This is a genomic window from Agrobacterium sp. SORGH_AS_0440 (assembly GCF_031453135.1).
Classification (GTDB): domain Bacteria; phylum Pseudomonadota; class Alphaproteobacteria; order Rhizobiales; family Rhizobiaceae; genus Agrobacterium; species Agrobacterium pusense.
The window spans coordinates 312,186-332,356 of the sequence record NZ_JAVIYR010000002.1 but is presented as its reverse complement, the minus strand read 5'-3'; the positions used below and the strand labels follow the sequence as shown (position 1 = coordinate 332,356).

The window sequence follows — 20,171 nt, the reverse complement described above, 5'->3', positions numbered from 1 at the left end:
GCTGCTCGCCACAAAAGACTAAGGCAAAACCGCCGCATTTTTACGGGGTCCGAAAACGAGACCTTCCTTAATCCCTTCTCACCGTTAAAGTCTTCGCTCTCCACAGGGCATTTTGACTTATCGCCCCATGAACTCCACACGAGATAGTGGCGGCGTAATTCGGCTATGGCGAATGTGTCGAGACGCTCAAAAACGTCTTCACCCTGTCGGGTGACGAGTGTCTTGTCAAACCAGCTATCGTAACGAGCTATTGGATGCCTATCGTCCCCTCCCTCAACCCTCACTTCGCTGCGGTCCGGGGGCGTAGTGAGGGCTTTGGGAAGTAAATGACATTTAACAAAGGTTCCGCGTGTTCCAGTGAGTTTGCACGTCCCGAATGCCATGGCCAGACCAAATCATCGTTAAGTTGAATGAAGCTGCGTGATTATGACGCTGCATCATGATTGATCAAGTCGCGAGTGATATCAGCCGCCATCAATCTCTTTGCTAGTTCTCTCCCGGCCTTGGTTAGGTGTATCTCGGGTGACCTAGCACCCGTAGGCCCGCATCGCTGCTCCACAAGACCAAGCCCCGGTTTCCCATGCCGGTCATGCTTGCCGAGTGCGTAGACGTTTCGAGAGACAGATGATTGGCTAATGCCGACAAGTTCCGGTAGGTCACACTGGAGAACTCCGGGGCGCATCGCCACGGCCAAGAAAACCGAGACCATGTGTATCGGCATATCAGCCCGGAACTCCCTCAGCACCTCAATGCGGTCACTCAGTATCCGAAGCGCACTCACCCGCTTGGGCGTCCTCCGTTTCTCAATCGCCAGTTCCATATGGTCTCCCTTTGCACGTCATGAAGATGCCGGAAGGAATGCCAAGGTCAAGACTTGATCTTAATGAGGAGTGAGCCTAGCCGCGCCTGTGTACCTGCCCGAGCTAATCTGTGCGTCCGTGGGGGCACGGGGGAGTGCGCGCGAGCATTTCTATCGATTGCCGCCTCGAATTTTTTTGCCGAAATAGCTGCGTGGAAAGAACATGATTGGGGGCCCCTGTGACGAGACATAAGTTACCTGAAGAAATCCGCGCACTAGTTCATGCAAGGAATATGTTGCGCACTAGGTTCGAACACCACGGTCTTAGTTTCACCCTTGACGGCAATCTTGTAGGCGACTTGGGTGAAGCTGTGGCCGCTGAACTTTTCCATCTCACGCTTGTGCCCACTCGAGCATTTAAAGCCGTCGATGCATACGATACCGAAAACCGTTCTGTTCAAATCAAAGCATCAGGTCGGGGCAGGACGTTTGCCTTCACCCACTCCGAATTATGCGCGGACAGACTTATCGCGCTTGTCTTCGACTATGAAAATGAAGAAGTTGAAGTGGTCTATGATGGAGAGTACCGCGCAGCGATCAGCCGCCTACCTGATACCTGGGATGGCCAAAAATCGGTTTCGGTTCACTTCCTACGGACTCTGAAAAAATGAGCCTCAGAGAGGTTTAGCGGCACCTATTCAGCTGACATACGGTCTTGGCTTTGGACGATAAGATACGTATCTTTGTGAGCGGTAGCGGTGGCTACCACCGGGCCTCATTACGCTAGAGGGGCTGAAACACGAGGGTCGCGGTGATCGAGACTGCGGCCCTCACCCCTCCTGCATCAGGGCTGCTTGGGTTTCCCATAACGATTATAGCTGTCCAGCCCGACACCGCCTATCTTGAGCGCGGCAGCAAAGGGGCTGGGGCCAGTTGCCCACGGCATCGAGTTGATACGGTCCTGAGCTTTCGCCTTAAGGCCGTCCATCTCCCGCGTGAGGTTTGCCGTGGTGAACCCCGAGTTCTGGCTGATGCGGTCCTTGGCGGTCGCTTCTTTTCCGTAAACGTCCGCAAGAAGAGCATCGACCGAGAGGCCGGATACACCGGCTTCCCCGGCTGCGACCATGGTGGTGGCGCGGGCAGCGCGGGCTTCACGGGAGATATCCTGCTTCTGGACAGCCGCCGCATCCTCCTCCTGAATTTGTCGTGTCTGTACGTCAGCGTATTCACGAACAAGGTTTGCGTTTGCGGCCTTCTGGTTTTCACGGACCATTGCGTTTTGCGCTGCTGCGGCCTGCCGTTCGCCTATGTATCCGGTAACTGTCTGTGCAGTCCCGAGCGCCGCAGCCACCATCGTTATTGGATCACACATGCGGCGCTCCTGATTTTGAATGCTTCTTGGAAATTATGTCCGCTGGGGCTTTTAGCGATCTTGCCGAAATCAAAACCACAACGGTGCAACATCCGCTTCCGAGGACGATCACGGCAATCCATGAAACTCGATAGGATGGGATACTTCCCATGGAAGATTTCGACATGATGATTGGCTGTCGCGGTCAGGCGTTCGGTGTCGACGCCCAAATCATCAGTCGCCAGAAACCAGAGGTTCCCCACGGTGCGGTCTTGGGGATACGGCACAGTCCCGAACATCGCCACCGGCAAACCCCGGTCATCCAAAGCGGTCAGGCAAATGTCGGAATGTCGGAGACCTCGGGTAAGGCTAACTTCGGCGGAAGGCGATGCACATGCCACGAGGCTTTCGAGGTCGGCCTTGCGGAGCCTTGGGGCGAGATAGGTAATGTCATCGGGAGCGGATGGCCGGACCTCAAGGCGGGCCGGTGATGGCGGTGGTTTGCGTTTCACGGAAATATCCTTGCGGGTGTCGCAGACAGAAAGCCGCTCCTCAAAGATGAGGCGGTGCTGTGGGAGGTGGTGACGATGGTGGAGAAGGGTACAGGATGCAGAGCGATATTGGCTGCCATAGGTCAGCATAAAGACGCCAGAAGGTTCCCATAGGTATTACCTATGATTATGCTTTTATAATCATCCTATGAATAAATATCTTAGGTTTTACCTAGGGAAGACCATCTCTTCTCCTATGGTGGGCTATAACATCTCCTCCTATGGGGAGGGGTAATCGATGGTCTGCCTATTTGGTCTAAGAGATCATGATCCCGATAGGAACCAATTGAGATGCTTTTTCCTGATCGACAACCGCCCTTTGGGGAAGCCTCCCTCTGCCGCCGCATTCGCCAGAGTGTCAGCCATCTCATTGAGACGATGACCGGAATGACCAAGCACCTTCTCCCAATAGATGGTCTTTCCAGCGCAGGCGGCATCTAGCCTTTCCCAAAGCTCCCTATTCTTCACCCAGCCGCTAGATGACTTCCAGCCTTTGGTCTTCCACTGGGGCAGGAAGAGCGTGAAACCTTTGAGTACATATTCGCTATCCGTTTGAATGATGGTCGGCGTTTCCGCCTCCCGGACGCTCTCCACGGCCATGATAACTGCCGTCATTTCCATTCGGTTGTTGGTGCTTTCCAGTTCTTCCGAACGGGCTGCATTGGGTGCTTGCTGGAGAAGCTGCATGCCGTCCCATAGCTGCTTGATGTAACCCCAGCCACCGGGGCCGGGATTGGGAATGGCAGCGCCATCGGTGGCGATGATGTAATGCCTGCCCGCTTTGATGGAGGGGAGGCTGATATCGGGGATTATGGTCATGCTGTTTCCATCGGTTGTTTATCGCGCATAAGCGCTGGAAAAAGAAACCCCCCGGCCCGTGAGGACCGAGGGTGGATTTTGCGATTGAACGCCAGCGGTCATTTGTTGGAGGGCTTCTGTCCGTTGACTTCCTCGTACTTATCGCCGGTGAAAAACCCGCCGCGCACAGGTGGCAACAGTCGTTCCAAAAGCGGCACATGTGGTTTCTCTGGTTCTGCTGGGATGCCGGATGCCTTCCGGTCTTCCTCGTCACGTTTGCGGATGGCTTCGGCAGTATCCCCCGTGAATACCCCTCCGGGGACCATCGGCATCATTCTAGCCAATGGCGTGATGCCTGCCGCTAGGTCTTTCTGCTTCCGGGTGTGTTCATCGATGACTTTCTGCTTGACGTTATCTTGCCGCTCCCGCTCCATTTCAAAAAGAGAGCGAAGTGTCAGATTTGCCCGTGCAGAGTTCTCGACGGGATATTGACCGGATTGATGTACGATAAGCCAGCCCTGCCCGTTTGTGGCGGGCCTGATAGTCAGGTCGCTCGCTTCCACCCCCTCGTCTTCGCCAAAATCCTCGACATATTTTTCAATGGCGCGAGAGGCGAGAGTGCCGAAGTTTTTAGGGATGTCCTTTCCACCCGTGTAAACGAAGTTTCCGCCAACTTCGGTGTGAGAAGCAAGAAAGCGGCTCTTGGCTTCGTCAAGGGCATCCTCTGTGGCCATGCCATTTTGGACATAAAACTTACCCAGCCGGGATATTTCAGAAGCCACGTAACTCTTGTTCGCGGGAGGTGAACCTGAGGTAAACCATCCGCCTCCATGCCGGATGTCGTTAACCCGCTCCTCGACCTGATCTAAGCGGGCTGAGGTGCCAATCGACCGGACTTTATCTGGGTCCGATGTTTGCATCATTGCCATTTGCATCGCCTGTTCCGGCGCAAGTTTGACGTACTGTGTTGCAACTCGGTACGCCTCAAAGAAGTCCCTGTCGGTGCTGTCCTTGATGTGCGTTTCGAGAAGCTTGGGATTGGCAGCATGCAACCTCATATAGAGGTCGGCACTGTCCTGTAGCACAGGTGGAACGGCACCGCCCGAAAGGGTGAAAGGGGTGGCGGCTTTCGACCCTGATTTGAGCAAGCTTTCCCATTTCGGATTAGTAAGATTGTTGACCGAGAAACTTTCCACCTGCATCCCAAATGCCTGCTCCTTGTCTGCCTTGCCCAACTGCACAAGCCGCTCGGTCTGATCGACAATCCTTTTCGCTAGGGCCTTTTTCTGCTCCTCCACAGAGACCGTCTTGTTGCCACCTGTGTCGGTCAAAACGGTCGCCTCCTCGATAAACGGAAGCATCCCTGTTCTCGCTGCCTCGAAATTGCGGAGAATAAGGTCTTCCTCGGACTTCGTGGCAGCGGCGCGCATCTGTAGCCTTTCGGTGTTTTTTCGCGCCTGCTCCTGCTGCTGTTCTACCACGGTATTATTGTGGTTGATGACAGCGATTGACTGGGCTTCCGTGTAAGCGCCGGGGTTAGCCTTATGCCATTCGCGGAACCGCTCTACATTCAGTTTCCCTTCCTGCGCCTCGTTGAGAAAATCGTATCGCGTTTCGCGTGTCGCTTTTTCGGTGTTGTCAAATGCCTGCCTTTCGGCATTTGTCGTGATACGATTTGCATCCGCCTGAAATTCCCGGTTGGCTGAGAGGGGGCCGAGAACAGTGCCATCGGCTCCCTTGCGGTCGGAATTGAGGATGGCGTTGACCATCTCCATGTCGCCCTTAGTCGCGAAAGCTTCGGCCAGCCGGACCATTTCCCTGTCCTGCTCCTTGAAGTCCACATGGAGCAGAGAGCGGTTACCTTCGTATTTCCCCCGGAGTGCGGTGACGATTTCCTGAGGGCTTTTACCGGCTTCCCGGAGTGCGGTGGCTTCACCGTGGAAGGTGTCGTAGACCCCGCTGACGGTATCCTGTTTCACCTGCTCGGTCTTGTATTGAGCCTGAGCGGTCTTCGCCCTGGCACCGAAGCCGTCCATGACCTTGGTGTACGCCCCAGTAAAGTGGGGGTCGTTCCCGTACTGCTCTAAGTCTTCCGCTGTCCGGCCTCGGATAAGACCATCGACATCACCAGAGTTCTTGTCGAAGTTGGTCTCGTATTCCGTGGACAGCTCGTTGACGCGCTCATACGCCAGCCGTTCGCCATACTGCTTCATGAAAGCAGCCTTGAACCACGGGTTCTCCATTTCGCTCATCTTGCCGCTGTTCACAGCATCACGAGCCTCTTGGAAACTCATGCCGCCAATGCGCCGCATAGCGCGGTCCTCGGCGTCCTTCTGTGCCTTGGCGGCGGTATTATCGAGATAGTTGGTGAGCGCTGGGCTGATCTGGGCAAGCGCCCCGGCAAGCTGCTGGAGACCGTTGGGTCCAGAAGGTGCGGCCTGAGGGCGGCTGTAGGTATCCACCGGGCGAGCCTGCGGCTGCAAGGCTACATCCCCGATGGGGTTCCGAACCTGCACGCGTCCACGGTTCGAACCACCCACTGAGGGACGGTCATCTTGTCGGGTCAATCCCGGTAGTTTTGTCATGGGAGTTCCTTCTGGCAGCCGAAAAGGTGCCGAGCTAATAAAAGGTGGGGCCGGAAGCCCGGTAATGGAAATGAAAAAGGCCACCGCCAGCTTTCATGAAAAAAACTGAGGGTGGCCCGAAAAAGGAATTCTCGCGCCACCATCGTCGGGGCGGAGAAACTCTATGGTGAGGGGTAATTCAGCCGTCTGCTGATTTGCGAGCCTCTAATGGTGGGTTCTAATTAACGTCCAGCCAGCCGCGCATACTGCTCACTAAAGCGCTCCGCCCGTTCTGCCCTGTCCAGCGCCTGACCAAGATGGTTACGAGCTTGGGAGTACCCCTGCTTGATGGCCTTGGTTTTTCCGCGACTCTTCCGGGCTTGATTTTTCAGGAACTCGACATTGTATTTTTCAAGCGCGAGCGCCGCCTCCAGCTCGACAATGCGTTTTGTGAGGGCCTCGACGGTATCATTGTGTGTGGCGTTACCGGTGATGATGTTGCGCATGAAAAATATTCCCTGATAAGCGCTGCACCTTCCGCACTGTTCGGAAGGCGTGGAAGCGAAGCCCCCAAGAAGGGCCACAGGAAGGTACAGGTGAGCGGGCGTAAGGATGCCGCCGAACCTGCCTTTGGTTGCCCCGTGGTTCTTCCTCGGGGCTTCTAGGCGGTCTTGATCTCGATGGGCGGGAGCTTGCAAATTTCACGCAACAAGGCACTGGGCTCAAACTCGCCGTAGTTATTTCCCTGTGTCGGCAGGCTATGCCCGCAAATCGCGTCAAGGTAGACGTTATCTATACCAGCGGTGCGGCCCTTGGATTTGAACCAGTGCCTCCAAGCGTGGTTAGGTCCGATACGGGGGTCGGTTACCCCGGCAACGGACCTCACCCACTCCCCAAGCAACTGGACTGTCTGCACCCATGGCTGTTTGGATTTCAGCGCGCAATTGAAAAACAACGGTCCAGCTTTGGCGCGACCGGCGAACTTCCACAAGCCTTGCTCAATGAGGTGCGGGTGAAGTGGAACGTACCGAAATTGTCCTGTCTTGATTGTTCCAGCATCAGGCAAGAGTGCAATGCATTGGATGCCGTCAATCTCTACGAAATCCTGTTTACGGAGCTGGCAGACTTCACCAGCTCTTGCACCTGTATATGCACATATCCAAGGCACCCAGCGCATGGCCGAACGGTTGATTTCGGAATAGCTGTTCTCTGCGGTCAACGCATCGAGCGCACAACGGAGGATGCTATGGGCTTCCTCAACATAAAAGCTCTTGGGGCGGCTCTGCTTTTTCCGAGGACCTTCTAGCAAGAGCTTTGCAGCCGGATTATGCACCACCAGTTTCCCGCCCTGCGCAGTCATCCCATAGGCATAAACGGTGCTTATCGCAGCCCTGTACGCTTTTATAAAGGTTTCATGCGAAACCGCACCCGCTTCGATAAGCTTACTATGCCATCTAACGATATCCGCATCCGTCAAGCGGTCAGCGTCATCATGACCGAGATACGCCACAAGCTGCGTTATGATACCTGTGTAGCGTATCACCGTTTGCGGCTTTGGCTGTTTCAGGCGTCCCGCCCATGTGGAAAGAAGGCCGGTGATTTTGGTCTTTCCGCCCTCATCGACTTTAGATTGAGCATTGCCCATGTCGAAAGTAGGAAACCGAGAGCCTGTTATATCAGGGCTGAAATCACCTTTGGCGCGCTTTTCCAAAAGGTCCGCTATGTCTGAGGCCGCACGGTCGAATTCCAGTAGGAGGCGCTCGTAAGTGTCCTGAGTGACCGTAAGGTGATGCTGCGCGAGCGCACCGTCAACCCATGAACCCAAGCGGCTGCGAAGGTCTGGCAGAGGTTTGATCATCAACCCATAGAGGTCTGACCGCTGTAACACGCGGTCGTTTGCCTCCCATTGGCGGCGGCGTTCGGCCCACTCCCCGGCTTCCCTTGGGTCGTCTTCGAGCGCCTTGCGGATGGTATGGTACATCTCACCGGCTAGGCCAACGATTTGCCGCAGTGTGAGGGTCACAGGGCCATTTTCGAAGCTCAACCAAATGCGGTCAAACTCCGCTTGCGCCTCTGGGGCCAACCTTTTCGCGTCTGCTGGTGTCTTGGTTCTGAGCGATACCTTGATATCATCCCCAATTGTCGGACATGAAGCATAACCGTCAATCGTGACCGTGACGGACTTCCCCTTAGCTATTGACTTGAGTCGCGCTGGTACGCGCTGCCGATACCAATAAACGCCAGTCGAAGGATGTTTATATGGGGAGGGCATAGAAAGGACCATGTGTGCTACCTTTGTGTACCAAAAGCAGCAGGAAATTAATCAGCAAAATCAGATTATTGTTATCCATCAAGAGGATGGAATGGCGCACCCGAAGAGATTCGAACTCCTGACCCCCAGATTCGTAGTCTGGTGCTCTATCCAGCTGAGCTACGGGTGCGTGCCGTTCCGGTCGTTTCCGGTGGCGTGGCGATCCTCTAAAACGTCCTCATTCCGATTGCAAGCGATTTTGCTTCGAAATTGTCATTTTTCCGCAGCAATTCAATTATCGCATTGAAAATAAACGACATTCCTAAACGTGCGTTTTCGAGAGCGCGTGAGCCGCATATCATCCAGCGGGTATGAAGGCTGCGCTGGACTATCCGGGTGGGGGCCTTTCAGGCGGTTCTGGCCGCCTGCACCGTCGTGGCGCGATCGGCGATTTCGATGCGGAACTGCGTGCCGGGGCCCGGCTTCTCGACAAGCGCGATGGTGCCGCCGTGGGCCAGCACCAGTTCGCGGGCGATGACCAGGCCGAGCCCGGTGCCGCCGGAACGGGCCGAGCCCCTGAAGGCGGAAAACAGGTTCTCCTTGGCCTTCCGCGGCATACCCGGACCGTTATCGTCGATCACGATGCTGACGACGCTGCCGGCCCTCTGGCCCGAGATGGAAAGATACCTCGGCGCGGCATTGGCGGCATCGGATTGCAGGGCCTGGACGGCATTGCGACACAGATTGTGGATTACCCGGAATAGCTGCTCCGAATCCGCATCCACCGTCAACTCCGCGGGCACGCTGTCGCGGAATTCAATACCGCTGTCCGGCTCCAGCGCCAGGATATCGCGCACGTCCCGCACCAGAAGGCTCAACTGCACCATCTTGCGTTTCGGCGCACCTTCCGTCGCCTGGCCATAGGCCAGAACTTCGCCGGTATAGGCAACGGCACGGTCGATGGTACGCAGCAGTTTCGGCGCGAAGCTTCGCACCATCGGGTCTTTTGCGTCCACCAGACGGTCAGACATCAACTGCGCGGATGAGAGGATGTTGCGCATGTCGTGGTTTATCTTCGAGACGGCGAGGCCGAGATCCACGAGGTTTTTCTGTTGCCGCAGCGTTTTCTGCAGTTCCGTCTGCATATCGGCGAGATGACGCCCGGCAACGGCCAGCTCGTCCGTTCCCTCCTCCGGCACGAAAATCCGCTCCGGGTTGCCAGGATCTTCCGAAAAATTCTGCATGCCGAGCGTCAGCCGGCGTATCGGCCGTATCATGATGCGGTTGATGGAGATGAAAATGAGGCCGGCGGTGATCAGCGAAAGAACGATGGAAATGAGGAACACATTGCGGGCATAGGCCAGCATGGCAGCCCTGAGCTTGTTCTCGCCCAGCACCAGTTCGATGATGGTGTCGCTGTCGCCAACGACATCGAAAACGCGGATGACGCGGTTACCGCCGAACAGCAGGGTGGAAAAGGCATCGCGTACTGCGGCCACCTGCGACACATCGGAAAGATCATATTGCTCATCGACGCCGGGCGGGGTTTCCGCAGCCGCCAGCAGCCGCGACGTACCGTCCTTGCGCAGGGCTATCAGTTTCGCGCCTGTCGCCATCAGGGTATCGTTCTGCACGCTTCGCGGCAATTCGGCCTGCAATCCGTCAATCACCGCGCCGGCCGCGGCAGCCGTATTCAGACGATCCCTCAACCAGGACAGGCGCATATTTGCGACGGAAGGCACGAAGATGAGCACTTCCGCGATCATGACAAAAATGACCGTGAGCAACAGCAGCCGCCCGGAAAGACCGGCAGTCAATCCCGGCATGCCGTGCGCCGGATTATCTTCCGTGCGGTCCAAGCTGTCTACGCCTTTAGAAAACACCGGGGCCTGATCCTGTATGCGCGCCGCCGCTTCGGTTGAACGGCTCGGTTTATATGCACCAACGATAATAGGACCTAACGGATTTTTTTCCAATGCGCTGCGACGCAAGGTTTTCATTGCAATAAAACAAACGCCGCCACAAGGCGGCGTCTGAAGCAAGAAGCGGCTTAGTTATCAGGTAACCCCGTCAGAATTCCTGCCAGTCCCCCTGCGCCGGCGCTACGGCTGGCTGAGCGCTGAGTGCCCGGCTGACGCTGTTCATCAATTTGCGCGCCGGAGAAGCCACCGCCGTCGTTCTGTCTGACACTGCAACGGGCCGCATGGGCTGCGCGGCGCGGGCCGGACGCGACGCGGTCTCGGCGCGAAGGTTCCGCTGAACACCATCCGCGCCGACATTGAAGCGGGTCACCAGCGTGACAAGATGGTCCGCCTCGCTGCTGAGCTTATGGGTTGCGGCCGAGGTTTCCTCCACCATGGCGGCATTACGCTGTGTAACCTGATCCATCTGGTTAATGGCCGTATTCACCTCGTGCAGGCCTGTGGACTGTTCCTTCGCCGCGGTAGCTATGGAGTGGATATGCTCGTTGATCGCCAGGACGCGCGTTTCGATCTCACTCAAAGCGCTGCCGGTTCTCTGGACCAGCGATACCCCGCGCCCGACTTCCTCACCGGACTTGGTGATCAGCGCCTTGATGTCCTTGGCCGCCGTTGCCGAGCGCTGTGCGAGCTCACGCACTTCCTGAGCGACGACTGCAAAACCCTTGCCTGCCTCGCCGGCCCTGGCCGCTTCCACGCCCGCATTCAGAGCAAGGAGATTGGTCTGGAAGGCGATTTCATCGATGACATTGATGATCTGGCTGATTTCCCGCGACGCATGCTCGATACGGTCCATCGCAGAAACGGCATCGCGTACGACATTGGCGGATTCTTCGGTCTTCTGCTTGGTTTCAGCCACCATGGCGCTGGCTTCCTGGGCGCGGTCGGTGGAATTTCGGACAACGGCAGTGATCTCGTCCAGAGCGGCGGATGTTTCCTCGAGCGCCGCGGCCTGCTGTTCCGTTCGCCTGGAAAGATCATCGGCGGCCGAGCGCAATTCGCCGGCATTACCGCTGATACCCTCCGTGCTGCTGCGCACTTCGCGCATTGTTTCCCGCAGCTTGGCCAGCGTCTGGTTGACGTTCGACTGGAGTTCGGCGAACACGCCGCGGAACTCGCCATCCATCTTCTCCGTCAGATCGCCCCGCGCAAGACCTTCGATGACGCGGCTGGTCTCGGAGACACCATTGTCCACGCCGATGAGCAGGGCGTTGATCGTGGCTGCGAAACGGTTGAGGTTGTCGTCGCCATAATCCTTGTTGATACGGCGGCTGAAATCCCCTGCGGCGGCGGCATCGACGACAACGGCCATGCCGGCCTGCAGGTCGTCACTCTTGGCCCGCATGGCGGATTCCTGAGCGTTCATGCGGCGCACTTCGCGGCCATTGGTCTTGAAGACCTCGACGGCCGCGGCCATTTCGCCAATCTCGTCCTTGCGCCCAAGGTAGGGAACTGCCACATCCAGATTTCCGTCGGCCACCTCGCTCATGACTTGGGATACCCGGCGGATCGGCGCACTCAGTTGACGCGTTCCGATATAGAGGCCGAAAGCAGCCCCCGCCCCCACGCCGGCGACAGTCACCGCGACAATCACCCAGAATATGGAAGTGCTGAAAGCGTCGACCCCCGCCTTGACGACTTCAAGCTCGGCAATGTCGTTTTTCACGATACTGTCGATCTCCGCCTGATAGGCCTTGCGATTGGCGCGGTTTGCTTCGTTGTTGCCCTGCTGGCTCGCCGCCTGAGGCCCGCTTTCCTTAGCCAGCCGGACGGTCTCCAGGCGGAAAGTCCGGAATTCCTTCGAGCGGCCGGCAAGCTTGTCGAAACCAGCCTTCTGTTCCGCCGGCACGAGCGGTGCCCAGCTGGTAATGAGCTTGTCCATGGCGTCGAGGTTCTTGACCATGCCGTCGGCAAAGGGTGCGGCCGCAGCAATGTCCGCCGCTGCATAGATGCCACGCGCCTCCATGACGACTGCCGTTACCAGACGGTTGAGCGCCTCGCCCTTGTAAGCACGTTCGGCCGCTTGTTCGAAATGGTGCGACCGAACCCAGAATTCGTTGATCGCATAGATGGACAGCCCGCCGATGGTACAGGCAACAAGGCTCATCAGTCCGACAAGTAGATTGATACGACCGCGAATTCTCAATTTCGTTCCCCCAACAAAAACCAGCTGCGCGATGAAAATGGGAAGCTGGCATAACTTTTCGCGTCACAAGATTTATCAATGCGGCCTTAAGAAAGAATTTCAGATTTTATCGATTGCGGATGGGAATCGGCCCTTATCTGTCGTCGACAAGAGAAATCGCGGTGCGTTTTCCGCAAAAGGTGAAGAGCGAAAACCCCTTCGGCAATTGACTTTGCTTGGCCTATGCCCTTATAAGCCGCGCACGCTCGGCCATTGAAAGCTCGCCCAGGCGGGTTTAGCCGTGCAAAAAACGAAACGCTCTTGCAAATAATTGCAAATTCAAGAAGGGCCGCACACCGCGGTATTAAATAAATGTCGAAGCGTACCTACCAACCGTCCAAGCTTGTTCGCAAGCGTCGTCATGGTTTCCGTGCCCGCATGGCTACTGCCGGCGGCCGCAAGGTTCTCGCAGCCCGCCGTGCGCGCGGCCGCGCCCGTCTGTCGGCTTAATTGCCGATCTGTGGCCCGATGAAAGTCGTGGGCACATGAGCGAGACTAAGAAAAGCCCCGGCCGGCTTAAAAACCGGTCGGAGTTTCTTGCCGTTCAGGCAGGTGAAAAACGGCGGGGAAGCACCTTTCTTCTGGAAGTGCTTGATCGGAAATCCCCGGAAACCGAGCCTCGCGTCGGTTTCACCGTAACAAAAAGACAAGGCAACGCGGTCGAGCGAAATCGCATGCGCCGCCGTCTGAAGGAAGCCGTCAGGCTTTCTGCCGGGGTCGCAATGAAGCCCGGTCATGACTATGTGATTGTCGCCCGCAGGGATGTGCTTGATACGGCCTTCCCGAAACTTCAGTCTCTCCTTGCCGAGCGCATTGAAGGAACGGCGAAACCGAAACGGTCCCAGGAGACCCGCTCCAGGAAAGAATGATGGAAAAGAACCGCAATTACTTCATCGCGATAGCCCTTTCGGTTGTCATCGTCCTCGCCTGGCAATTCCTTTACATGAATCCGCGTATCGAGCAGCAGCGCCGCGCCGAAGAGGCCCGCCAGGCGCAGCAGCAGACCACGCAGCAACAACAGCCGGCGCCGGGCGCCGCACCAGGTGCTGCCGTTGAAGGCGCACCGCCCGCCTCCTCACCGCAGACTGCCGCAACGGCGACCCGCGAAGAGTCGATTGCAAGAACCCAGCGTGTGGCCATCGACACCAATGCCATCGCCGGCTCGATCAATCTCACCGGCGCCCGCTTCGACGACATCCGGCTCAAGGACTACCATGAGACCGTCGATGACTCGAGCCCGATCATCACGCTGTTCTCGCCCGCTGACACCAAGGACGGTTACTTCACCGAGCTCGGTTACGTTGCAGCGCAGGAAGTCGGCGGCGTTCCCGGTCCGACCACCGTCTGGACGCTCGCAAGCGGCGACAAGCTGACGGAAAACACGCCCGTCACCCTCACCTACACCAATGCCAAGGGTGTGATTTTCTCCCGTACGGTTTCGATCGACGAGCATTACATGATCTCGGTCGCCGACAAGGTTGAGAACCCCGGCCAGGCGGCCATCTCCTTCGCCACCTATGGCCGCGTGACGCGTAACAACAAGCCCGCAGTTCCCCCGGTCTTCGTCATCCATGAAGGTTTTCTCGGCGTTTCGGGCAAAGACGGCAGCCTGACGGAAGAAAAGTACAAGGACGTCGAAGAAGCACCGGTAACGGTTGCCAAGGCGACCGGCGGCTGGCTCGGCATCACTGACAAATATTGGGCTGCGGCCATCGTTCCGCCCCAGACGACGCCATTCGAAACCCGTTATTCGCACATCACCGGCAATCAGCCGAGCTATCAGGCAGATTTCAAGAGTGACCCGATGACGGTCGAGCCCGGCCAGTCGATCGAGCTGAAGAGCCTTGTTTTCGCTGGCGCCAAGGAAGTGCCGCTGGTTGACCGTTACGAGACGACCTACGCAATTCCGAAGTTCGACCTTCTGATCGACTGGGGCTGGTTCTACTTCATCACCAAGCCGATGTTCAAAATGATGGATTTCTTCTTCCGTTATTTTGGTAACTTCGGCGTAGCGATCCTGCTTACCACCATCGTCGTCAAAGCCCTCTTCTTCCCGCTCGCCAGCAAGCAATATGCTTCCATGGCGAACATGAAGCGCGTGCAGCCGAAGATGGAAGAGCTGAAGGCCAAGCATGGCGATGACCGCATGGCCATGCAGCAGGCGATGATGCAGCTCTACAAGGAAGAAAAGATCAATCCCGTTGCCGGCTGCTGGCCGATGCTGCTGCAGATCCCGGTCTTCTTCGCGCTCTACAAGGTCATCTACGTCACCATCGAAATGCGGCACGCGCCGTTCTTCGGCTGGATCCACGACCTTTCCGCGCCGGACCCGACATCGCTGTTCAACCTCTTCGGCCTTCTGCCTTACGATGTGCCGCACTTCCTGATGATCGGTGTCTGGCCGCTTGTCATGGGCATCACCATGTTCCTGCAGATGCGCATGAACCCGACGCCGCCCGATCCGACGCAGGCGATGATCTTCAACTGGATGCCGCTGATCTTCACCTTCATGCTGGCCTCCTTCCCCGCCGGTCTGGTCATCTACTGGGCATGGAACAATACGCTCTCCATCACCCAGCAGGCGGTCATCATGAAGCGCCAGGGCGCCAAGATCGAGCTGTTCGATAACATCAAAGGGCTGTTCAAGCGAAAGCCGGTGCAATCGAAATGAGTGAAACCGGCGCGGCAACCGAAAAGCCACTATTCGGACGACCCTGGATTTTCATTCGCGGCGTCCCCGCGATGAAATTCCTGCCGCCTGAAGGGCCGCCGGAAATTGCCTTCGCCGGTCGTTCGAATGTCGGCAAATCCTCGCTCATCAATGCGCTGGTGGGCCACAAAGGGCTTGCCCGCACCTCCAACACGCCGGGACGCACCCAGGAACTGAATTATTTCGTTCCCGATGGTTACTCCGGTGCAGAGGGCGATCTTCCGCCGATGGCGTTGGTCGACATGCCCGGTTACGGTTATGCGCAGGCCCCCAAGGATCAGGTCGATGCCTGGACGAAGCTCGTCTTCGATTACCTCCGCGGCCGTGCGACGCTGAAGCGCGTCTACGTGCTGATCGATTCCCGCCACGGCGTGAAAAAGAATGACGAGGAGGTTCTGACCCTCCTCGACAAGGCGGCTGTGTCCTACCAGATCGTGCTGACGAAGACGGACAAGATCAAGGATGCCGGCGTGCCGCGGCTGATTGGCGAAACGCTTGAGAAAATCCGCAAGCGCCCTGCCGCCTATCCGGAAGTTCTCGCCACATCCTCGGAAAAATCAGTCGGGCTGGATAACCTGCGGGCCGAGATCATCAGAACGATCTCTCTTTGAGAGGCGTGCCTCTCAGGCGATGGTGAAAAGCAGAACGGCGGTCCAGAGCATCGCCGTCAAAGCCAGAAGGCGCCAGAAGCGCACGGAATGCCAGATCTCCGAGAGCATGGCTGCGAACATGCTGCCACTCCGCAACGGCTGGCTCCTGAATGGCAGACCGGATCGGCGGGGGTCCCGTTCCAGCAGCGCAGCGACGGTCGCATTTTCGCGATATTCGGTTTCCGCCAGATTGTCACGCCAGCGCCTGACCATGGCCGCGAACTGCCTGTCGCGTTTTACGCGCTTGGCAAGCTCCGCCATGCTTTCCGGCGGCAGGGCACCCAGCACATATTCGCCGGCGAGCACTTCGTCCCGCAAACCGCTTTGCTTGTCTCGATCGGGTGCCGTCATGTGTTCAATCACTCCTCGGTCGTTCAGGTGCACCATTTCCACGGCGCGAGACATCTTCATCACCCTGAATTAACCCCTCCCCTTCATCAGCAAGGCTGGTCCCATTGGCCCTTTATGTCAATCTCATTACAGGGCCGGAACAGGCAAAAAAAAGAAATTTGACCGCAGCCGACACAATAAGGCCCGGAGGTTATTTCATCCGTCAAAGACTTGCTTTAGAGCGGTGACAGGCTTCAACGGCCGCAACCACAGACCGAGGTTTTTAGATGACGTCTTCCGAAAGCGAAACTCAGGCGCGGCTGCTCGCACAGGCTCTGCCTTTCATGCAAAAATACGAGAACAAGACCATCGTGGTGAAATATGGCGGCCACGCCATGGGCGATTCCACGCTTGGCAAGGCATTCGCGGAAGACATCGCCTTGTTGAAGCAGTCGGGAATCAACCCCATCGTCGTGCATGGCGGCGGCCCGCAGATCGGCGCCATGCTGAGCAAGATGGGCATTGAGTCAAAATTCGAGGGCGGCCTGCGCGTCACCGACGCCAAGACGGTCGAGATCGTTGAAATGGTTCTGGCCGGCTCGATCAACAAGGAAATCGTCGCCCTCATAAACCAGACGGGCGAATGGGCCATCGGCCTGTGCGGCAAGGATGGCAACATGGTCTTCGCCGAGAAGGCGAAAAAGACCGTGATCGACCCCGACAGCAACATCGAGCGCGTGCTCGACCTCGGCTTCGTCGGCGAAGTCGTGGAAGTCGACCGCACACTGCTCGACCTGCTCGCTAAATCGGAAATGATTCCGGTCATCGCACCGGTCGCCCCTGGCCGCGATGGCGCGACATACAACATCAATGCCGATACCTTCGCCGGCGCGATTGCGGGTGCACTTCACGCTTCGCGTCTGCTGTTCCTCACCGACGTTCCCGGCGTTCTCGACAAGAACAAGGAACTCATCAAGGAGCTCACCGTCTCGCAGGCACGCGCCCTCATCAAGGACGGCACGATTTCCGGCGGCATGATCCCGAAGGTCGAGACCTGCATCGACGCCATCAAGGCTGGTGTTCAGGGCGTGGTGATCCTCAACGGCAAGACGCCGCACTCCGTCCTTCTGGAAATCTTTACCGAAGGCGCCGGCACGCTCATCGTGCCCTGATGTGCTTCAGGGTGGCGGACGGCAAACCTGTCCGCCACATCAGGCATTCACCCGAATGCCAGGAGCGACAGCACACCGACCACAATCAGCAGGCAGCCGGACAGTTCAAGCCGGTTGATCTTCTCCTTGAAGAAAAGCACGGTCGAAGCGAAGGCGAACAGCATCTCCACCTGCGCCAGTGCCTTCACCACGGCGGCCTGCTGCAGGGTCATTGCCGTGAACCAGCCGAACGAGGCCGTGGCGCCCACGAAACCGACGGCAAGTGATGGTTTCCACACCCTGGCGATGCGCCGCAATTCTTCCCTCTCCCGCCAGATGATCCACAGGAACATCGATACCGTCTGCATGACGATGACGATGACGAGGGTGAAGCCCGCCTGCATCATCGCATCCGGGGCAGGCAGGCTTGGTGCTAGCGCCAGCGATGCCGACCGATAGGCAACAGACGACAGTCCGAAGAACGCACCCGAGGCGAGGCCGATACCCGCCGTTCGGCTGAAGATCGAGGTGAGGAAGGAAGCGGGCGTTACTTCCGTGCGCGCCACGGAAATCAGCATGACGCCGGCGACCGAAATCGCTATCGCCGCCAATGTACCGCCCGTGACGCTCTCGCCTATGAAAATGAGAGCAAACAGCGCCGCCTGTGCCGGCTCCGTGCGGGAATAGGCCGTGCCGACAGCGAAATTGCGGAAAGAGAACAGGTGCACCAGAAGGAATGTGGCGGCGATCTGCGCCATGGCCCCGACCGTTGCCCACACGGCGAAGGCCATGTTCGGCACCGGCAGCGGACGGCCAAGCCCAAGATGCAGGAATGCAAGATAAGCGAGAGCGAAGGGCATGCCGAACACGAAGCGCACAAACGTTGCACCCGTGGTGCCCATCATGCCCTTGAGGTGTTTTTGCAAAGTCGAGCGCAGGTTCTGCAAAAACGCGCTTGCGAAAGTAATGCCTATCCAGAGTTCCATGCCCTTGGCGGTATCATGCGCGCGAGGCCGCAGCCAAGCCCGAATTTCTGATCAATCGTCCTCTTTTCGATTTTCTTCCGCATTCGAAACAGGCATAAAGCTGCCCATGGACACAAAGCCGAAAAACCTGCCAGACGCCGCCGATTTCGCCCATGTCAGCGAATGGATCTTCGATCTCGACAACACGCTCTATCCGCATCACGTCAATCTGTTTTCCCAGATCGACCGCAACATGACGGCGTATGTGGCGGAGCTTCTGAAGCTCGACCCCGACGAAGCGCGCGCCTTGCAGAAGCGTTATTATCACGACCACGGCACGACGCTGCAGGGCCTGATGATCCATTACGGCATCAGCCCGGACGAGTTTCTGGAACGCGCCCATGCAATCGACTACTCGGCGCTGAAACCGCATCCGGAACTGGGTGAGGCCATCAAGGCTTTGCCGGGTCGGAAGTTCATCCTTACCAATGGCAGCGTCAAGCATGCGCAGGCTGCTGCCGGAGCGCTCGGCATTCTCGATCAGTTCGAGGATATTTTCGATATCGTCGCCGCGGGTTATCTGCCGAAACCTGCCAGCGCAACCTACGAGAAGTTTGCAGCACTTGCAAAACTCGATACGAAAAAGGCTGCGATGTTCGAGGATTTGCCGCGCAATCTCGCGGCCCCGAAAGCGCTGGGCATGAAGACCGTGCTACTCGTGCCATCAAATCTTGAGGGCGTCATCATGGAACGATGGGAAATCCCTGATGTGACGGATGAGCATATCGACTACATTACCGACGATCTGACCGGGTTCCTGACAAAAACCATCGCCCGCTGACTAGCGAACATTACCGAAGCTTCATGCACCTTACGGATGTTTAAGTGGTGGGGCTTGCTGGACGTCACTATCTTTTCTTCAGGGACACCAAAGAAAGGTAATGACGATGACCACACGCAAAATCGCCCTGTCTGCTCTTGGCGCAGCCCTTGTGCTCAGCACGGCCGCAACGGCCAGTTTCGCCGCACCCGGTAAAGGCCATAAGGATCGCATGCCGATCCGCCAGGAGGCTGCCTTCGTTCACCTGCTGAAGGTGGCCGACACGAACAAGGATGGCAAGATTTCCAAGGAGGAATTCACCGCCCGTCAGGATGCCCTGTTCGCTGAGATCGACAAGGACAAGGACGGCTCGATCACGCCAAAGGAAATGCGCGAATATCGTCAGGCAAAGATGGAGGCCTTCCGGGCCGCTCACCCGCGCCCCGAGCGGGAAGAGGCCAAGGCGGATGAAGCGAAAGCGCCTGAGGGCAAGCGTGCCGAGCGTGACCATGGTGGTCGTTTCGGCCATCAGGGCTGGGGCAAGCACGGCGGTAAAGGTGGCGGCTTCGCGCTGATCCGCTGGGCCGATACTGACGAGAACGGCCAGGTCAGCAAGGCCGAATTCGCCGCCGCCGGAGAAAAGATGTTCGAACGACTGGACAAGAACAAGGACGGCGTCATCTCCATCGACGACATGCCGGACCGGCCGTTCCTCTAAGCCAAAAAAGCAGAAAGCCCGCTCAACCGGCGGGCTTTTTCTTAATGCAGACTGACGGTTTTAAGATCGTCTTCCGCCGCCTTGAAGAAGGTGCTCGAACGATTGTCTGTCAGGAGAATTGGCGTCCCGTCCGCGCCGAACAATGCCCAAAGGTCCAATTGCGGATCGAGATCGGGCGCCTCCGGGAAACAGCGGCTGACGTCTTCCGCTCGGATCTTGCGGATATATCCCACTTCTCCTTCGCCGATATGGGCGAGCTGGGATTGGGTGAGACGCGCATGCGCTTCTTTCAAAAGCATATTTCAGCCTCCTTCTTCACGCCGAGCGATTCATGTCCGATTCCGGCGTT

19 protein-coding genes, 1 tRNA gene and 1 pseudogene are annotated in these 20,171 nt (G+C 57.4%); 8 read left to right on the top strand and 13 right to left on the bottom strand.

Features of this window, described 5'->3' with window-relative positions:
• The first annotated feature begins 1,038 nt into the window (after positions 1-1,038).
• Positions 1,039-1,470: a DUF6998 domain-containing protein gene (locus QE453_RS10880; protein ID WP_309777059.1), complete on the top strand. Its 432-nt coding sequence runs from the start codon at positions 1,039-1,041 to the stop codon at positions 1,468-1,470.
• A gap of 173 nt (positions 1,471-1,643) precedes the next feature.
• Here QE453_RS10880 and QE453_RS10875 read toward each other — a convergent pair whose 3' ends face one another.
• The 10 genes and pseudogenes from QE453_RS10875 to QE453_RS10835 all read right to left on the bottom strand — a co-directional run bounded on the left by QE453_RS10875 (position 1,644) and on the right by QE453_RS10835 (position 12,439).
• Positions 1,644-2,171, bottom strand: a complete 528-nt coding sequence (locus tag QE453_RS10875; RefSeq protein WP_309777058.1) for a hypothetical protein — start codon at positions 2,169-2,171, stop codon at positions 1,644-1,646.
• A complete protein-coding gene (locus QE453_RS10870) occupies positions 2,156-2,791 on the bottom strand; it encodes a hypothetical protein (RefSeq protein ID WP_309777057.1) in 636 nt (211 codons plus the stop codon). The genes QE453_RS10875 and QE453_RS10870 overlap by 16 nt, the downstream gene beginning before the upstream one ends.
• A 174-nt stretch (positions 2,792-2,965) precedes the next feature.
• Positions 2,966-3,520: a ribonuclease H gene (locus tag QE453_RS10865; RefSeq protein WP_309777056.1), complete on the bottom strand. Its 555-nt coding sequence runs from the start codon at positions 3,518-3,520 to the stop codon at positions 2,966-2,968.
• A 98-nt stretch (positions 3,521-3,618) separates the two neighbouring features.
• Positions 3,619-6,084, bottom strand: coding sequence for a hypothetical protein (locus tag QE453_RS10860; protein ID WP_309777055.1), 2,466 nt, complete (start codon positions 6,082-6,084; stop codon positions 3,619-3,621).
• A gap of 221 nt (positions 6,085-6,305) precedes the next feature.
• Positions 6,306-6,569, bottom strand: coding sequence for a hypothetical protein (locus QE453_RS10855; RefSeq protein WP_309777054.1), 264 nt, complete (start codon positions 6,567-6,569; stop codon positions 6,306-6,308).
• 155 nt (positions 6,570-6,724) lie between these two features.
• Positions 6,725-8,086 carry a hypothetical protein gene (locus QE453_RS10850; protein WP_309777053.1) on the bottom strand — a complete coding sequence of 454 codons (1,362 nt, stop codon included), beginning with the start codon at positions 8,084-8,086 and terminating at the stop codon, positions 6,725-6,727.
• Positions 8,087-8,113: 27 nt separating this feature from the next.
• Positions 8,114-8,335: pseudogene (locus QE453_RS25245) on the bottom strand (DUF6538 domain-containing protein); the annotation flags it as partial.
• Between the two features lie 92 nt (positions 8,336-8,427).
• Positions 8,428-8,504, bottom strand: a tRNA-Arg gene (locus QE453_RS10845).
• A 217-nt stretch (positions 8,505-8,721) separates the two neighbouring features.
• The gene (locus QE453_RS10840) at positions 8,722-10,140 is read right to left on the bottom strand and encodes an ATP-binding protein (RefSeq protein ID WP_006698926.1); all 1,419 of its coding nucleotides are present in this window, start codon (positions 10,138-10,140) and stop codon (positions 8,722-8,724) included.
• Positions 10,141-10,384: 244 nt separating this feature from the next.
• Positions 10,385-12,439: a methyl-accepting chemotaxis protein gene (locus QE453_RS10835; protein WP_112766100.1), complete on the bottom strand. Its 2,055-nt coding sequence runs from the start codon at positions 12,437-12,439 to the stop codon at positions 10,385-10,387.
• A gap of 351 nt (positions 12,440-12,790) precedes the next feature.
• On the opposite strand from QE453_RS10835, the gene rpmH reads away from it, so the two are divergent.
• Genes rpmH through yihA form a run of 4 tightly spaced genes read left to right on the top strand, consistent with a single transcriptional unit; the run spans position 12,791 to position 15,799 of the window.
• A complete protein-coding gene (gene rpmH, locus QE453_RS10830; RefSeq protein ID WP_003493611.1) occupies positions 12,791-12,928 on the top strand; it encodes a 50S ribosomal protein L34 in 138 nt (45 codons plus the stop codon).
• Between the two features lie 35 nt (positions 12,929-12,963).
• Entirely contained in the window at positions 12,964-13,347 is a 384-nt protein-coding gene (gene rnpA / locus QE453_RS10825) for a ribonuclease P protein component (protein WP_004439680.1), read from the top strand.
• Positions 13,347-15,149: a membrane protein insertase YidC gene (gene yidC, locus QE453_RS10820; protein ID WP_004439678.1), complete on the top strand. Its 1,803-nt coding sequence runs from the start codon at positions 13,347-13,349 to the stop codon at positions 15,147-15,149. The genes rnpA and yidC overlap by 1 nt, the downstream gene beginning before the upstream one ends.
• The gene (gene yihA, locus QE453_RS10815) at positions 15,146-15,799 is read left to right on the top strand and encodes a ribosome biogenesis GTP-binding protein YihA/YsxC (RefSeq protein ID WP_004439676.1); all 654 of its coding nucleotides are present in this window, start codon (positions 15,146-15,148) and stop codon (positions 15,797-15,799) included. Before yidC ends, yihA begins: the two co-directional genes overlap by 4 nt.
• A gap of 12 nt (positions 15,800-15,811) precedes the next feature.
• On the opposite strand, the gene QE453_RS10810 is transcribed toward yihA, so the two are convergent.
• Complete coding sequence (locus QE453_RS10810) at positions 15,812-16,189, bottom strand: hypothetical protein (protein WP_022555534.1); 378 nt, start codon at positions 16,187-16,189, stop codon at positions 15,812-15,814.
• A gap of 266 nt (positions 16,190-16,455) precedes the next feature.
• Between QE453_RS10810 and argB the strand changes: the two genes are divergently transcribed.
• A complete protein-coding gene (gene argB, locus QE453_RS10805) occupies positions 16,456-17,340 on the top strand; it encodes an acetylglutamate kinase (RefSeq protein ID WP_004439672.1) in 885 nt (294 codons plus the stop codon).
• A 47-nt stretch (positions 17,341-17,387) separates the two neighbouring features.
• On the opposite strand, the gene QE453_RS10800 is transcribed toward argB, so the two are convergent.
• Positions 17,388-18,305: a DMT family transporter gene (locus tag QE453_RS10800; protein WP_037089382.1), complete on the bottom strand. Its 918-nt coding sequence runs from the start codon at positions 18,303-18,305 to the stop codon at positions 17,388-17,390.
• Between the two features lie 106 nt (positions 18,306-18,411).
• Here QE453_RS10800 and QE453_RS10795 point away from each other — a divergent pair, with 106 nt between their 5' ends.
• Both QE453_RS10795 and QE453_RS10790 read left to right on the top strand, forming a co-directional pair.
• The gene (locus QE453_RS10795) at positions 18,412-19,125 is read left to right on the top strand and encodes a pyrimidine 5'-nucleotidase (protein ID WP_309777052.1); all 714 of its coding nucleotides are present in this window, start codon (positions 18,412-18,414) and stop codon (positions 19,123-19,125) included.
• A gap of 100 nt (positions 19,126-19,225) precedes the next feature.
• A complete protein-coding gene (locus QE453_RS10790) occupies positions 19,226-19,822 on the top strand; it encodes an EF-hand domain-containing protein (protein WP_045532928.1) in 597 nt (198 codons plus the stop codon).
• Positions 19,823-19,863: 41 nt separating this feature from the next.
• On the opposite strand, the gene QE453_RS10785 is transcribed toward QE453_RS10790, so the two are convergent.
• Positions 19,864-20,121 carry a DUF1150 family protein gene (locus QE453_RS10785; RefSeq protein ID WP_003503706.1) on the bottom strand — a complete coding sequence of 86 codons (258 nt, stop codon included), beginning with the start codon at positions 20,119-20,121 and terminating at the stop codon, positions 19,864-19,866.
• Between the last annotated feature and the right edge of the window lie 50 nt (positions 20,122-20,171).